Origin of the sequence: Pseudomonas sp. MF7453 (genome assembly GCF_016405455.1) — a bacterium.
GTDB lineage: Bacteria > Pseudomonadota > Gammaproteobacteria > Pseudomonadales > Pseudomonadaceae > Aquipseudomonas > Aquipseudomonas paralactis.
On sequence record NZ_JAEKCN010000002.1, the window covers coordinates 132682 to 147882 of the forward strand.

At 58.4% G+C, this 15201-nt stretch carries 14 protein-coding genes; 13 read left to right on the plus strand and 1 reads right to left on the minus strand.

What is annotated here, in order from left to right:
* Positions 1–50: 50 nt before the first annotated feature.
* The 12 genes from JFT63_RS05335 (at position 51) to poxB (ending at position 14016) form a co-directional block, all read left to right on the plus strand.
* Complete coding sequence (locus JFT63_RS05335) at positions 51–269, plus strand: DUF2970 domain-containing protein (protein ID WP_057702850.1); 219 nt, start codon at positions 51–53, stop codon at positions 267–269.
* An 11-nt stretch (positions 270–280) separates the two neighbouring features.
* Positions 281–589 carry a hypothetical protein gene (locus JFT63_RS05330; RefSeq protein ID WP_198843583.1) on the plus strand — a complete coding sequence of 103 codons (309 nt, stop codon included), beginning with the start codon at positions 281–283 and terminating at the stop codon, positions 587–589.
* A 178-nt stretch (positions 590–767) separates the two neighbouring features.
* Positions 768–2426 (plus strand): nitrite/sulfite reductase, encoded by a 1659-nt coding sequence (locus JFT63_RS05325; protein WP_198843529.1) that lies wholly within the window; start codon positions 768–770, stop codon positions 2424–2426.
* Entirely contained in the window at positions 2410–2904 is a 495-nt protein-coding gene (locus JFT63_RS05320; protein ID WP_057702849.1) for a DUF934 domain-containing protein, read from the plus strand. Before JFT63_RS05325 ends, JFT63_RS05320 begins: the two co-directional genes overlap by 17 nt.
* Before the next feature lie 211 nt (positions 2905–3115).
* Positions 3116–4339 carry an NADH:flavin oxidoreductase/NADH oxidase family protein gene (locus JFT63_RS05315; RefSeq protein ID WP_198843530.1) on the plus strand — a complete coding sequence of 408 codons (1224 nt, stop codon included), beginning with the start codon at positions 3116–3118 and terminating at the stop codon, positions 4337–4339.
* Positions 4340–4616: 277 nt separating this feature from the next.
* On the plus strand, positions 4617–5348 hold the full coding sequence (icmH, locus tag JFT63_RS05310) for a type IVB secretion system protein IcmH/DotU (protein WP_407071383.1): 732 nt from the start codon (positions 4617–4619) through the stop codon (positions 5346–5348).
* A 36-nt stretch (positions 5349–5384) separates the two neighbouring features.
* A complete protein-coding gene (locus tag JFT63_RS05305; RefSeq protein WP_198843531.1) occupies positions 5385–7751 on the plus strand; it encodes a type VI secretion system Vgr family protein in 2367 nt (788 codons plus the stop codon).
* A 116-nt stretch (positions 7752–7867) separates the two neighbouring features.
* The gene (locus tag JFT63_RS05300; protein WP_332875215.1) at positions 7868–8626 is read left to right on the plus strand and encodes a VRR-NUC domain-containing protein; all 759 of its coding nucleotides are present in this window, start codon (positions 7868–7870) and stop codon (positions 8624–8626) included.
* A 2-nt stretch (positions 8627–8628) separates the two neighbouring features.
* On the plus strand, positions 8629–10185 hold the full coding sequence (locus JFT63_RS05295; protein WP_057702845.1) for a type VI immunity family protein: 1557 nt from the start codon (positions 8629–8631) through the stop codon (positions 10183–10185).
* A gap of 126 nt (positions 10186–10311) precedes the next feature.
* A complete protein-coding gene (locus JFT63_RS05290; protein WP_233102222.1) occupies positions 10312–11073 on the plus strand; it encodes a VRR-NUC domain-containing protein in 762 nt (253 codons plus the stop codon).
* Between the two features lie 2 nt (positions 11074–11075).
* Entirely contained in the window at positions 11076–12155 is a 1080-nt protein-coding gene (locus JFT63_RS05285; RefSeq protein WP_233102223.1) for a type VI immunity family protein, read from the plus strand.
* Between the two features lie 136 nt (positions 12156–12291).
* The gene (gene poxB, locus JFT63_RS05280; RefSeq protein WP_186561529.1) at positions 12292–14016 is read left to right on the plus strand and encodes a ubiquinone-dependent pyruvate dehydrogenase; all 1725 of its coding nucleotides are present in this window, start codon (positions 12292–12294) and stop codon (positions 14014–14016) included.
* A 122-nt stretch (positions 14017–14138) separates the two neighbouring features.
* Here poxB and JFT63_RS05275 read toward each other — a convergent pair whose 3' ends face one another.
* On the minus strand, positions 14139–14696 hold the full coding sequence (locus tag JFT63_RS05275) for an NADPH-dependent FMN reductase (protein ID WP_186561532.1): 558 nt from the start codon (positions 14694–14696) through the stop codon (positions 14139–14141).
* Positions 14697–14923: 227 nt separating this feature from the next.
* Between JFT63_RS05275 and JFT63_RS05270 the strand changes: the two genes are divergently transcribed.
* Positions 14924–15160, plus strand: a complete 237-nt coding sequence (locus JFT63_RS05270; protein ID WP_057702842.1) for a hypothetical protein — start codon at positions 14924–14926, stop codon at positions 15158–15160.
* Positions 15161–15201: the final 41 nt, after the last annotated feature.

Sequence of the window (15201 nt, forward strand, 5' to 3'; positions counted from 1 at the left end):
CTCGACAGACTGTCTATACTCTGCACGAGAACCTTGTTGACGAGGGGTTTATGGACGATCCAATCGATAACAAACCACCGACCTTCTGGCAGATGCTGCACAGCGTGACGGCCGCCGCGTTCGGTGTGCAAAGCGGCAAGAATCGCGCCCGCGATTTCACCCATGGCAAGCCCAGCCACTTCGTGATCCTGGGCATTGCGTTCACGGTGGTGTTTGCCTTGACGCTGTTTGGCATCGTCAAGCTGGTGCTGTACCTGGCCGGTGTTTAACGCAGCCGCCGATGCAAACTGAACCGCATCAACAGGACGCCGGTTTGCCAACGACCGCCAGCGCACGGAATCCACCGGCGCTGGCGGCGCTGACAAATGCAAGCGCTCAGATGAAGCTTGAATATCGATCGCTGCTCAATCAACGGTTTTATTACTGGTGGCTGACCCAAAATACAGCGGTGCCGACCACGAGAATAATCAGAAACAAAATGGCCCAGGCATCAACGGTACTGTCAGGTTTACGGGCTTTGGTGGAATTACTCATCGCATCGCCTCTTGTCGGTTTTATAGGTGACTGCACTAAGACTCGTCCACAGTAAAGACCAGTCTTGCCCCTATGACAAATGTGGGTATCGCGATAACTGTTCTCATTAGTCAGTTTGGTTATGTGCATATACCCAAACATCACTTTTGCGCATATACGCAAACTGGTATCGTGCGCCGGCTCCGTTGGGAGTGCGCGGCCGTGCGCGCAGATTTGCCGAGAACAGGACCTATATGTACGTATACGACGAATACGATCAGCGCATCATCGAGGACCGCGTCAAGCAGTTCCGTGATCAGACCCGACGCTACTTAGCAGGTGAACTGAGCGAAGAAGAGTTCCGCCCTCTGCGCCTGCAAAATGGCCTTTACGTTCAGCGCTTTGCGCCGATGCTGCGGGTGGCCGTGCCTTATGGCCAACTGACCTCGCGCCAGACGCGAATGATGGCCAGGATTGCCCGCGATTTCGACAAGGGCTACGCCCACATCAGTACCCGCCAGAACGTGCAGTTCAACTGGCCGGCGCTGGAAGATGTGCCGGACATCCTGGCTGAGCTGGCGACCGTGCAAATGCACGCCATTCAGACCAGCGGTAACTGCCTGCGCAACGTGACCACCGACCAATTTGCCGGCGTCGCCGCCGATGAACTGATCGACCCACGGCCGTGGTGCGAAATCGTGCGTCAGTGGACCACTTTCCACCCGGAATTCGCCTACCTGCCACGCAAGTTCAAGATCGCCATCAATGGCTCGACCTCGGACCGCGCGGCCATCGAAGTGCACGACATCGGCCTGGAGCCGGTGTACAACGCTGCAGGCGAGCTGGGCTTCCGTGTGCTGGTGGGTGGCGGCCTCGGCCGTACGCCGGTAGTCGGTGCCTTCATCAACGAGTTCCTGCCGTGGCAGGACCTGCTGAGCTACCTCGACGCCATCCTGCGGGTTTACAACCGTTATGGCCGTCGTGACAACAAATACAAGGCCCGGATCAAGATCCTGGTCAAGGCACTGACCCCTGAGGTGTTCGCGCAGAAAGTCGATGCCGAGATGGAACACCTGCGCGGCGGCCAGACCACCCTGACCGAAGCCGAAGTGCACCGCGTCGCCAAGCATTTTGTCGACCCTGAGTACAAGGCCCTGAGCAATCAGGGCGCCGAGCTGGCCGCACTCGACCAGCAACACCCAGGCTTCGCCCGCTGGCGCACCCGCAACACCCTGGCGCACAAGAAGCCGGGCTATGTGGCCGTGACCCTGTCGCTCAAGCCCACCGGCGTTGCCCCTGGCGACATCACCGACAAGCAGCTGGACGCCGTAGCCGACCTGGCCGAGCGCTACAGCTTCGGCCAACTGCGTACCTCCCACGAACAGAACATCATTCTCGCGGACGTCGAGCAGAGCCAACTGTTCACCCTGTGGGGCGAGTTGCGTGAAGGCGGTTTTGCCACGCCGAATATCGGCCTGTTGACCGATATCATCTGCTGCCCGGGCGGCGACTTCTGCTCCCTGGCCAACGCCAAGTCAATCCCGATTGCCGAATCGATCCAGCGCCGTTTCGACGACCTGGACTACCTGTTCGACATCGGTGAGCTGGACCTGAACATCTCCGGTTGCATGAACGCCTGTGGTCACCACCACGTCGGCCACATCGGCATCCTGGGCGTGGACAAAAAAGGCGAAGAATTCTATCAAGTGTCCCTGGGTGGCAGCGCCAGCCGCGATGCGAGCCTGGGCAAGATCCTCGGCCCATCCTTCGCCCAGGAAGCCATGCCCGAGGTGATCGGCAAGCTGATCGACGTGTACATCGAACAGCGCACCGAAGATGAGCGTTTCATCGACACCTACCAGCGCATCGGCATTGACCTGTTCAAGGAGCGCGTCTATGCAGCGAATCATTAAGAACAACGCAGTCGTCGACGAAACCTGGCACTTGTTGCCCAAGGACGCGAGCTTCGACGGCATCTCCAACTGCGACGACCTGATCGTGCCGCTGGCCCTGTGGCGCGAACACGGCCACGCCCTCAAGGCCCGCGATGGCGGCCTGGGCGTGTGGCTGGACGCCGATGAAGAAGCCGAGGAAATCGGTGCCGACGTAGAACACTTCCAGGTTATCGCCCTGAACTTCCCGGCGTTCACCGATGGCCGCAACTACTCCAACGCCCGCCTGCTGCGTGACCGTTATGGTTACAAGGGCGAGCTGCGAGCGATTGGCGATGTGCTGCGCGACCAGTTGTTCTACCTGCACCGTTGCGGGTTCGATGCCTTCGCCTTGCGAGCCGACAAAGACCCGTACGAAGCGCTGGAAAGTCTCAAGGATTTCTCGGTGACCTATCAAGCGGCCACCGATGAACCCCTGCCACTGTTCCGCCGCCGCTAACCTCGTGTCCCTGTAGGAGCGAGCTTGCTCGCGAAAAACCTGAACGATAACGCTGACATCCTGAATGAACGCGTTGTCCTCGAGTTCTTCGCGAGCAAGAACTAGGCGTCCCCCTCGCTCCTACAGTTGCATCGCCCGTGATCGACTCCCGCTTGACATTAAAGTTAACTTTAAGCTTAGCCTGAGGCCTCCCCAGCTCAGGAGTTAACCCATGTCACCGTTCGAATCGCTGCAACTGCCTAACGGCCAAGTCATCGCCAACCGCATCGCCAAGGCCGCGATGGAAGAGAACATGGCGGACCTGCATCAGGCACCATCCAAAGCATTGAAGCAGCTGTACAAGACCTGGGCCGACGGCGAGCCCGGCTTGCTGCTGACCGGTAACGTGATGATCGACCGCCGCGCCATGACCGGCCCTGGTGGTGTCGCTCTGGAAAACGAGCAACACCTGGCCAGTTTTCGTGAATGGGCCGACGTAGCCCGGACCAAAGGTGTGCACTTCTGGGTACAGCTCAGCCACCCGGGCCGTCAGACCATGGCCAACCTCGGTCAACAAGCGTTGGCACCCTCGGCTATTGCGCTGGATGTGGGCAGTTTTTCCAAGATGTTCGCCAAACCCAAGGCCATGACCGAAGACGACATACAGGATGTCATCAAGCGCTTCGCCACCAGCGCCCGCCTGGCCGAGCAAGCCGGGCTCACCGGGGTGCAGATCCACGGTGCCCATGGCTATTTGTTGAGCCAGTTCCTCTCGCCCTTGAGCAACCACCGCACCGACCGCTGGGGCGGCTCCTTGGAAAACCGCGCACGCCTGTTGCTGGAGGTCGTCCGTGCCGTACGTGACAGCGTCAGCCCTTCATTTTGTGTGTCGGTAAAACTCAATTCCGCAGACTTCCAGCGCGGCGGCTTCGATGAGACCGATGCACGCGCTGTAGTGGAGATGCTCAATACACTGCCGATCGATTTGCTTGAGTTGTCCGGCGGCAGCTATGAAGCGCCGGCCATGCAAGGCGAGGCGCGGGACGGCCGCACCTTGGCCCGTGAAGCCTACTTTTTGGATTTCGCCACCCAAATGGCGAGCATCGCCACCATGCCACTGATGGTGACCGGAGGTATTCGCCGCTTGCCAGTGGTCCAGCAAGTATTGGACAGCGGCATCGCCATGGCCGGCATCGCTACCGCCCTGACCCTGGAGCCGCAACTGATCAAACAGTGGCGTGAAGGTCGCGACCTCAACCCACAACTGCGGCCCATGGAATGGAAGCGCAAACCCCTGGCAGCCCTCGCCACCCTCGCCGTGGTGCGCGACCAGATGCGCCGTCTGAGCCGCGGCCGTCTGCCCAACCCCAACGTTGCGCCCTGGCTGGCATTGGCCTGTGACCAGTGGTTTATAGCGCGGCGTACGCGGCAATACCGCGCAAGCATGAAGTCTTAGGCTGCGAGCGAAATCCTGCGTTGCCTGACTACCCGAACGCCATCGTTGATAGTTTCATTCAAAGAAAATCCAATTAAGCGCATTGAAAAAGAGATATTTCTTACATCCAAGAACCACGAAACGTAGCGAACCCGTCCGACATGACATCGCATAACCCCGAAGTTTCTAATAGCAGTACTTTTAGAGCAGGGTTTGCCCAATGTCGTACACAAAAAATCCCCAAGCCCCACAGCCTCTTACTCCACCCACCCAAGGAACCAGGCCGGAGACTCCGGCCTTGGTTGACGTCCTCTCGCAGTTATCGGATCCCGAATTCGACATGCGCGGCGTGGCCTGGAACCCGCTTTGCGATGCCGCCACGCCGCTGATAGGCCTGGTCATTCGAATACGCCGTCTGACCCAGCATGATGATGTACCTGCGCTGTACCAAGCCGTACGTAACCACATCACTGCAATCATGGAGGAAGTCAGCCAGCTCGACTACGACCCCGGCATGCTCAAGGCTTACTCCTACAGCCTTTGCTTGTTGGTGGATGAGGTGGTGATGGGCACGCCATGGGGGAGATCATCAGAATGGAGCCAAGACTCGCTGCTAAACGCCTTTCACCAGGAAACCTGGGGCGGGGAGCGATTCTTCATCGTGATGAACAACATGATTCCCGAAGCAGCCAGGTACCAGCATGTGTTGGAGTTCATGTACCAGTGCCTGATCTCAGGCCTTAAAGGCAAATACGGCGCCCATCCCAAAGGTGATGATGAAATCCAGAAAATCATCGACCTGTTGCACGGCCTGTTGCGCCCGCTGCGCGGCGAAACACCCAAGCGCCTGACCGACCCGCTGACCAACATCGCGCCGCGCAACTATCGGATCAAACGGGTCTGGCCGTTGTGGACGCCGTGGGCCATGGCCGCCGTGGTGCTGATAGTCGCCTACACGTTCTATTCCATGCGCCTGAACGCTCTCACTCAGGAAGTGCTGGTATCACTGAACAAGATCCTCGCGCTATAACGCCCAACTCATCAATAGCCGATCAGGAAGGACGCCATGCCCCGTCAAAGCGACCTGCGTTTCACGTTCGAGCCCTTGAAAGGCGAAGCCTTCGATGTGGTGTCTTTCACGCTTGAAGAAAGCCTGTCCCAGCCGTTCAAACTGCAATTGGAACTGGCCAGCCACAACGCCGCCATCGACTTCAATAACGTGCTCGACCTGGCGGGGCTGTTCACGATCTGGCGCGGCGAAATGCCGGTGCGCTACGTACACGGCCTGGTCAGCCTGTTCACCCAGGGCGACACCGGCTTTCGTCGCACCCGCTACACCGCCGTCATCGAACCGACCCTGGCGCGTTTCGACCTGCGCTCCAACTGGCGCATCTTCCAGGGCCAGACCGTGCCCGACATCATCACCAGCCTGCTTGCCGAGCACCGACTGACCGACATCCGCCGCGAAATCTGCTTCGATCACCAACCCCGCGAATACTGCGTACAGGCCGGCGAAACCGACCTCGATTTCATCGCCCGCCTGGCCGCCGAAGAAGGCCTGCTCTACACCTTCGAACACCGCGACGACGGCCACACCCTCGTCCTCACCGACCGCGTCGGCGGCCTGGGCACCATCGGCACGCACAAACATTGCCCCGTGATCTACCAACCCATGGCCGGCGGCGATGCCACAGAACCGGCCTTGACCCGTTTTCACTACACCGAACAAGTACGCACCGCACGCCAAGTACAACGCGACTACACCTTCACCCACCCGCGCTACGACCAACAGCACACCGCCACCGGCGACCAGGACCTGAAAAACCAGCACAAGGACTACGAGCGCTACGACTACCCCGGACGCTACAAACGCGACATCGCCGGCAAACCCTTCACCAAGACTCGGCTGACCGCCCTGCGCAATGACGCCAAACTGGCGCACCTGGCCGGTGACGACGCGCGCCTGCAACCGGGGCTGGCATTCGACCTCAACGAACATCCCCGCGAAGACTTCAACGACCGTTGGCGCACCATCGCCATCACCCACGAAGGCAAGCAGCACACCAGCCTGGAGGAAGAGGCGTTCGGCAGCGACCACGGCAGCTCTTATGAAATGACCGCCAGCGCCATCCGCTGGACCTCGGATTGGAAGGCGCCGCTGCGCGACAAACCCTGCATCGACGGCCCGCAGATCGCCACGGTAGTTGGGCCGCCAGGGGAAGAGATTTATTGCGATGAATGGGGCCGGGTGAAAGTGCAATTCCCGTGGGATCGTGCGGACAAAAACAACGATCAGAGCTCGTGCTGGATTCGTGTGGCGCAGGGTTGGGCCGGTGCGACCTGGGGCGCCATGGCCATTCCACGTGTGGGTCAAGAACTGGTGATCAGCTATTTGGATGGCGATCCTGACCAGCCCATCGCCACGGGCCGTACCTACCGCGAGACCAATCTGCCGCCGTACCAGCTGCCCAAGCACAAGACGCGGATGACCATCAAGAGCCAAACCCATAAGGGTGCAGGCTTCAACGAGCTGCGATTTGAGGATGAGTTGGGCCATCAGGAGGTGTTCATCCATGCCGAAAAAGACAAAAACGTCCACATCAAGCACAACAACACTACCTTCGTAGGAAACGACCGAAGCGAACAAGTCGGGCATGACGAGCACATCGAAATCGGTCATGACCGCAGCGAACGAGTGGGCAACGATGAAGACATTGCTGTCGCTCAAGACCAGCATCTGCAAGTGGGCCGTGATCGTATACACACTGTAGGGCGCAACCACCACATCGACATCGGTGGAGACCGCGTCGAAGAAATTGCCAACAATCGGCATGACAGGATCGCCGCTGACCACCAGGTGCAGATCGGCGGCAATGCTGAACAATCAGTACGCAACCATTACCGCCTCTGCGCAGGACAGCGCATTGAGCAAAAAACCCGAGTGTTCGATGTTGCATCGAACGAGCGCCTTATTCTGCGAGCGCCCGGCGGCAGCATCACGATTGATGGCAATGGCATCACGCTCGATGGACTGGCCATCAGAATCAAAGGCCCTGTGACCACAGATCCGATCGGAACGGGTAACCCACTCGGCACTCCACAACTGCCTGCCCTACCGCCGGGACCGTTCCTGGGGCGCTACACGTTGCTCAAGAACGACCAACGTGCCTTCGCAGGCTATCGGTATCGCATCACCGATGGCACGGCGCTGCTTGCCGAAGGGCGCACCTGCCCCTTGGGTGGCACTGAGTGGACGGTGACGCCGGCAGCCAAACCCGTGCAGGCCCATAAGGCAATCATGCGCGACGATCAGCAAATCACCGAAACGTGGGCCCCCTACCTGATGGCCCTTGATGATCAAGGCACCCCCGTTGAGGCCAAGGCGATTTTCCCCGACGACTTTCTGGATCAACACAGTGGAGACCTCGACTGATGCCAGGCCCACTAGCTCCAGCCGTCGCGCGGATCATCGACGGTGCCTATCGCGCCTATCGGGCAAACCAGGCTTTTGAGAACAGCAGAACCGCCGCCGAACTGGCCCAACTCGCGGTGGAAATTGCCGAGCGCAGGAAGCAGATCAAGGAAACCCTTCGCGTCACCATTGAAGCAATGACCCGCGAGATCGAGGTCAAGAGTTCCACCTTTGCCGTGGTAGATCGCGGCGGTAATAGCACAGTTTCTCGACGAGGCCAGGAGAACATCACGTTCAAGGAATACATCGAACGCAAAGTGCCCTTTCGCCCGGCGATCAGCCAAGTCTGCACCGTTGCGCTGCAAATGCCGATCAAGGTACCGCGCCGTATTCGCAAGAAAATTGCCGGCGATACGGTACCGACCACCATCGAGATCGCCCTCAAACAATTTACCGCCTCGTTGTTTTTTGAAGCCGTGGATGAGGCACTGGAGTGGCGCAGCCCGCTCAAGGCCGAACCCAACTACAACGGCAACAGCAAGAAGGCGTTGTTGGGCGAGCCGGTTACGCGGCCCAAACGGTTCGGCAGTGCCGTGCAGCCTTTTTGGCCACGGCCGAAGGGTTTGCTGGCGCCCGATCTGGTGGTGGTTGAGTACCGGCAAGAGCCGTTTGAAACCGAGAATGTGTTTGCGGCGGTGGAGATCAAGTTCCCGGGTGATTGGGCAGTTTCAAAACAAATGAAAAGGTACGTGACCCTCATGACACCTGAGACGGGAATAAATCCGGCGAAAATTGGCAAGGAAAAAGTGGCGTTGCTTAGGGTTCCGGAAGACTGCGTGGGTTTTAAAGCAGAAGAGAAGAATTCCTCGATGAAAGGTAATAAAAATAGGAGGTAAGCGTGAGCACTATTCATAGACTGTTTAACGAAGAAGAGCGTGATGAGTTTATTGCAGAGCTTAAGGAATGGCCCAACACCGATTGGGGTACAGATGAGGTCGCCCGGCATAGCGTAAGCCCGTTCATCAGCTTCTACTTCCCCCCCAACTCCGACAACCAAGTCGATATCGCCCTGCTGATGGTTGATATTCACGAAGCCTTCGAACGCCTGCTTGGTCATCCTTACACCATGACCATGCACGAAGACACAGATCGTCCGCACCCTTACCCCGAGGAGGAGTTCGACCTTCGCATGCAAGCGATGGATGTCGATGCAAACGATTACTTCGAATTCTGGTTTACCGACGAAGCAAACCATGCCAGTTCACCCACAACATCGGGCCATTTCTGGCGTAGCAGGCACGAAGGTACCGGGAAAAAATCGGCTTACTCCTGGGTTGTTTTCTATTACCGCTGGCAATGGTGGCAGGACAACCGCGATGCCTGGCGCCAGTTCGTCCTCAAGACCATTGACCTGCTCAAGGCTCACCAGGTCTACAGCGGCTTCGCCATGGCCAATCCAATGGAATATGGCACCCGGGCGGAAGTCACTACCTGGGAGCGAGCGCTTATGCCAGCTTTCTACGGACTTGATATCGAATATGCCTATGGCATGGACGACGAATTGCCTAACGGCATCCGCCCGCCCACTTGGGCCTTCCTGCTCGCCGATCACTGGCGAGAAAAGCTCGACCTGACCCGCGAACAGGTACGTAGCGCACTCGCTCACCCCCGCATCAACGTCATCGAACTGCACAGCGGCCAGTGGATTGAGCTGGGCGAACAGCCCAAGTTGTACCCTGTCGAACTCGGCGTGCCGGAACTGCCCATGCTCTTGAACAGACTGCTCAAGCCCATCCGTTACGACGATCTGGGATTACTCGGCTTCGGCCAATGGGACGGTGATCCGAATGAGCGCTTTACCGACGCCGACAGCCGCCGCTGGATGGCACGTTTCGATACCGACAGCGACTGGCCCACGCCAGCATCGCGATTGGGCACACCCAAGCCAACGGCTCCCGCGCAAAACTCTGCGCCGCTGAGCATCATTGCGGGCATGCCATGCACCCAAGCCGGCTGGTGGCTTGTCCCGGGGGTCGCTGATTCACGTCGCGAATTCAAGCAAGGCGAAATCCTGCCCGTGCTCACCTCGCAACCCAGTGAAAGGCTGACGCTTTGGCAACGCGACTCCGACCAAACGCCCCCGGAACCCGCCCGGCACGCCAGCAGCCACGAAGCCGCTCCCCGCGCCGGCCGCTGGGAAATGGAGGCGGATCGCTGCGTGGAGTGCACCGTCCGGCTGAACGAACGGCTGCCGTTACATCAAGGCCAAAAGGTGCGCTGGTTATGGACTGTCAGCGGCATGCGCGCCCGTAGCGGCGAAACCTGCCCGTATCCAGGGAAATGGGTGTGTGACTACAAACCCGGTACCGAACGGCTATTCGATTACGCCGCCCTGATGCCGCACGTGGACGGTGAAAAAGTTGTCTGGCGCTGGTTAGGGCTGGTGCAGAGATGAGTGTCGACTGATGCCTGTCCCTCTAACCCCTGCCGTCGCGCGGATCATCGACGGTGCCTATCGCGCCTATCGGGCAAACCAGGCTTTTGAGAACAGCAGAACCGCCGCCGAACTGGCCAACTCGCGGTGGAAATTGCCGAACGCAGGAAGCAGATCAAGGAAACCCTTCGCGCCACCATTGAAGCAATGACCCGCGAGATCGAGGTCAAGAGTTCCACCTTTGCCGTGGTGGATCGCGGCGGTAATAGCACGGTTTCTCGACGAGGCCAGGAGAACATCACGTTCAAGGAATACATCGAACGCAAAGTGCCCTTTCGCCCGGCGATCAGCCAAGTCTGCACCGTTGCGCTGCAGATGCCGATCAAGGTACCGCGCCGTATCCGCAAGAAAATTGCCGGCGATACGGTACCGACCACCATCGAGATCGCCCTCAAACAATTTACCGCCTCGTTGTTTTTTGAAGCCGTGGACGAGGCACTGGAGTGGCGCAGCCCGCTCAAGGCCGAACCCAACTACAACGGCAACAGCAAGAAGGCGTTGTTGGGCGAGCCGGTTACGCGGCCCAAACGGTTCGGCAGTGCCGTGCAGCCTTTTTGGCCACGGCCGAAGGGTTTGCTGGCGCCCGATCTGGTGGTGGTTGAGTACCGGCAAGAGCCGTTTGAAACCGAGAATGTGTTTGCGGCGGTGGAGATCAAGTTTCCGGGAGATTGGGTAGTAAAAAAACAAATAACGGACTACGTGAACCTGATGAAGCCCTCAACGGGCGTCAACCCGGACAAAATCGGAAGAGAGAAAGTTGCGCTGTTGCGGGTGCCGGAAGATTGCACCGGTTTTGAAATAGATGAAAAGAACAATTCAACGTCCAAAGGCCAAAAAAACAGGAGGTAAGCATGAGTACGACTCATAGACTTTTTGATGACGAAGAACGTGACGAGTTTATTGCAGAACTGAAGGAATGGCCCAACACGGATTGGGGTAAAGATGAAGTCGCCCGCCATAGTGTCAGCCCGTTCATCAGCTTCTACTTCCCCCCTACTCCTGATAACCATCGCGATGTAGCTCTATTGATGGTGGATATCCACGAAGCTTTCGAAAAACTGCTTGGCTTCCCTTTCACCATGACCATGCACGAAGACACTGAGCGTCCTCATGCTTATCCGCAAGAAGAGCCTGATCTTCGCAGGCAGGCCATGGAAGCCCATCCACACGAGTACTTCGTATTCTGGTTTACCGACGAAACAAACCATGCCAGCTCACCTACAACATCGGGCGATTTCTGGCGTACTTGGTATCGAACTGACGGGTCGCGAACAGAGTATTCCTCAATCGTATTCTATTACCGCTGGCAATGGTGGCTGGACAACCGCGATGCCTGGCGCCAGTTCGTACTCAAGACCATTGATCTGCTCAAGGCTCATCAGGTCTACAGTGGTTTAGCCATGGCTAACCCAATGGAATATGGCACGCGAGCAGAAATTACCACATGGGAAAGAGCCTTGACGCCCGCTTTCTACGGGCTCGATATCGACTACGAGTTTTCGATGCGTGACGAGTTACTCAACGGCATCCGTCCGCCCACCTGGGCCTTCCTGCTAGCCGATCTCTGGCGCGTAAAACTCGACCTGACCCGTGAACAGGTACGCGAAGCACTCGCTCACCCCCGCATCAGCATCACCGAACTGCACAGCGGCCAGTGGATCGAGCTGGGCGAACAGCCCGAATTGTACCCTGTCGAACTCGGCGTGCCGGAACTGCCCATGCTCTTGAACAGACTGCTCAAGCCCATCCGTTACGACGACTTGGGATTACTGGGCTTCGGCCAATGGGACGGTGACCCAAACGAGCGCTTTACCGACGCCGACAGCCGCCGCTGGATGGCACGTTTCGATACCGACAGCGACTGGCCCACGCCAGCATCGCGATTGCTCACAGCCAAGCAACAGCTCCCGCGTAAACCTTTGCGCCGCTGACCAGGGCTTATGCAGGTATGCATCACTGAGTGCAAGCATGACGCAATCTTCACATTAAAGGCGGAGCATTCGCCGTGATTGAACTGTCCCCTACTGATCAGCAGTTTTTCAACCTCACTGACGATTGGAGTTCCTCATGGCGAAAATCAACCTGGCGCAGCAGTTGGCGACCACCCTGGAACAGGCAGGCATCAAGCGTATCTGGGGCCTGACCGGCGACAGCCTCAATGGCCTGACCGACGCGCTCCGCAGCATGGACAGTATCGAGTGGATGCATGTGCGCCACGAAGAAGTCGCCGCCTTTGCCGCCGGTGCCGAAGCCGCCGCCACTGGCGAGTTGACGGTGTGCGCCGGCAGTTGCGGGCCGGGCAATCTGCATTTGATCAATGGTTTGTTCGACTGCCATCGTAATCATGTGCCGGTGCTGGCGATTGCCGCGCAGATTCCATCGTCGGAGATCGGCCTCAACTATTTCCAGGAAACCCATCCCCAGGAGCTGTTCAAGGAGTGCAGCCATTTCATCGAACTGGTGAGCAACCCCGAGCAGATGCCCCAGGTGCTGCACCGCGCCATGCGCTCAGCCATCCTCAATCGCGGCGTGGCGGTGGTGGTGATTCCAGGGGATGTATCGTTGCTGGAAGTGGAAGACAAGCTCAAGCCCTGGCCAGCCCTGCACGCACCGCGCACCTTGCCGGCTGAACAGGACTTGCAACGTCTCAGCGAGATCCTTCAGAGCAGTGAAAAAGTCACCCTGCTCTGCGGCAGCGGCTGTGCCGGTGCGCACGATCAGGTGGTGGCGTTGGCCGACGCACTCGGCGCGCCGGTGGTGCACGCGCTGCGCGGCAAGGAACATGTGGAGTGGGATAACCCTTTTGACGTGGGCATGACCGGCCTGATCGGTTTCAGCTCCGGTTACCATGCCATGCTCGACTGCGACACGTTGATCATGCTCGGCACCGACTTCCCCTATCGCCAGTTCTACCCCACCGATGCCAGGATCATTCAGGTTGATCGTGACCCCCAGGCCCTGGGCCGACGCGCCACGCTGGATCTGGGCATCGCCGCCGATGTCAGCGAAACCATCGATGCCTTGCTGCCGCGCTTGACCCGCAAGACCGATCGCAGCTTTCTGGAGACCTCGTTGAAGCATTACGAGAAGGCCCGCCAGGGGTTGGATGACCTGGCGCAACCCTCCAAGGCCAATCGGCCGATCCACCCCCAGTACGTCGCACGCTTGCTCAGTGAGCTGGCCGACGATGATGCAATCTTCACCGCCGACGTTGGCTCACCCACAGTATGGGCGGCGCGCTATTTGAAAATGAACGGCAAGCGCCGGCTGATTGGCTCTTTCAACCATGGCTCGATGGCCAATGCCATGCCCCAGGCCATTGGCGCCCAGGCGGCATTCCCTGGGCGCCAGGTGATTTCGATGTCGGGGGATGGCGGGTTCACGATGTTGATGGGGGATTTCATTTCACTGGCGCAGTTGAATCTGCCGGTGAAACTCATTGTGTTCAATAACTCATCCCTGGGTTTTGTCGCCATGGAAATGAAGGCTGCCGGGTACCTGGACACTGGCACCGAGTTGAAAAACCCGGACTTCGCGGCCATGTCCAATGCCATGGGTATTCTGGGGATTCGCGTAGAGCAATCCGAAGATCTGGAACCGGCCCTGCGCCGCGCCCTGGCCCATGATGGCCCCGTGCTGGTGGACGTGGTGACAGCCACGCAGGAACTGGTGATGCCGCCGAGTATCAAGCTGGAACAGGCCAAAGGGTTCAGCCTGTATATGCTTAAAGCGGTGATGAGCGGTCGCGGCGATGAGGTCATCGAACTGGCACGCACCAACTGGTTGCGATAACCCCTACTGTAGGAGCGAGCTTGCTCGCGAAGATCGTTAACGATAACGCTGACATCCTGAATGAACGCGTAGTCCTCAGGTTTTTCGCGAGCAAGCTCGCTCCTACAGGTGCCGGGCTAATATCAGCCCTTCTGTTTTTCTACCCACTTGCCGTAGGCATCGATGAATGACTGCAGGAACGGTTTGGTTTTTTCCGAGACCTTGCCCGCCTCATCGAATACGCTACCGGCGCCGCCTAAGTAGGCTTCCGGCTGTTGCATGCACCACACATCCAGGAACACCAGCGACTGGCGCAGGTGATGGTTGGCGCCAAAACCACCAATGGCACCCGGCGATACGCTGATGATCGCTCCAGGCTTGCCGCTCCAGGCGCTTTGCCCATAAGGGCGGGAACCCACGTCGATTGCATTCTTCAGCGCAGCGGGTACGGAACGGTTGTATTCCGGGGTCACGAACAGCACGGCGTCGGATGAACTCACCTGTTGGCGGAAAGTGCTGTAGGCTGCGGGCGGTGTTGCACCGTCGATGTCCTCGTTGTAGAGCGGCAGGTCGCCGATTTCAACAATGTTCAACTTGAGGTTGGCAGGTGCCAGCTCGGCCAGGGCCAGGGCGACCTTGCGGTTGATCGACGCTTTTCTCAAGCTGCCCACCAGGACGGCAATCGTGTAGACCTTGCTCATTGAGGTTTCCCGACTTCTGAATAAAGGAGCTTGTAGTTATAGAGGCTTAGCGGCCTGTTCACCAGCGAGTTTTGATGATTCCCGCGGCGATTTCCTTGCAGCCGCTTGCGTAGGAAACGGCTGAAAACATCAGCGAATAGTATTTTTTTCTTATAGGTAAACTACCCCGCTCCCTGACGGTCTACAGAACCGCAAATCGAGTGTTTATCTCCAGAGGTTCTAAACAGATGGCAGCAGTACTAGTTGGACAGTTCCATGCTCGAGACGCGGAAGGCCGCGTATATTCGGTGCATGAGTTCCAGGAATCCGACCCGGCGCAAGGCGACCTGGCTGGCTCGACGCCCACCACCACCTACAAGCTGGCCATTGGCGACCGCGTAGAGAAACTGGAAGGCGATGAATTCAAACTGCTCCAGTCGGGGACCATTCTTGTCCGCGAATCGCAAACTACCCTGGCGTCATAAGGGCCCCCATTTTGTACACCCGCTCAGTCCTGGCCATCGTT

Excerpts from the sequence above, each read along its gene's own strand:
- JFT63_RS05335 (WP_057702850.1), top strand. The coding sequence starts at position 51 with ATGGACGATCCAATCGATAACAAACCACCGACCTTCTGGCAGATGCTG.
- JFT63_RS05330 (WP_198843583.1), top strand. The coding sequence starts at position 281 with ATGCAAACTGAACCGCATCAACAGGACGCCGGTTTGCCAACGACCGCC.
- JFT63_RS05325 (WP_198843529.1), top strand. The coding sequence starts at position 768 with ATGTACGTATACGACGAATACGATCAGCGCATCATCGAGGACCGCGTC.
- JFT63_RS05320 (WP_057702849.1), top strand. The coding sequence starts at position 2,410 with ATGCAGCGAATCATTAAGAACAACGCAGTCGTCGACGAAACCTGGCAC.
- JFT63_RS05315 (WP_198843530.1), top strand. The coding sequence starts at position 3,116 with ATGTCACCGTTCGAATCGCTGCAACTGCCTAACGGCCAAGTCATCGCC.
- JFT63_RS05305 (WP_198843531.1), top strand. The coding sequence starts at position 5,385 with ATGCCCCGTCAAAGCGACCTGCGTTTCACGTTCGAGCCCTTGAAAGGC.
- JFT63_RS05285 (WP_233102223.1), top strand. The coding sequence starts at position 11,076 with ATGAGTACGACTCATAGACTTTTTGATGACGAAGAACGTGACGAGTTT.
- poxB (WP_186561529.1), top strand. The coding sequence starts at position 12,292 with ATGGCGAAAATCAACCTGGCGCAGCAGTTGGCGACCACCCTGGAACAG.
- JFT63_RS05275 (WP_186561532.1), bottom strand. The coding sequence starts at position 14,696 with ATGAGCAAGGTCTACACGATTGCCGTCCTGGTGGGCAGCTTGAGAAAA.
- JFT63_RS05270 (WP_057702842.1), top strand. The coding sequence starts at position 14,924 with ATGGCAGCAGTACTAGTTGGACAGTTCCATGCTCGAGACGCGGAAGGC.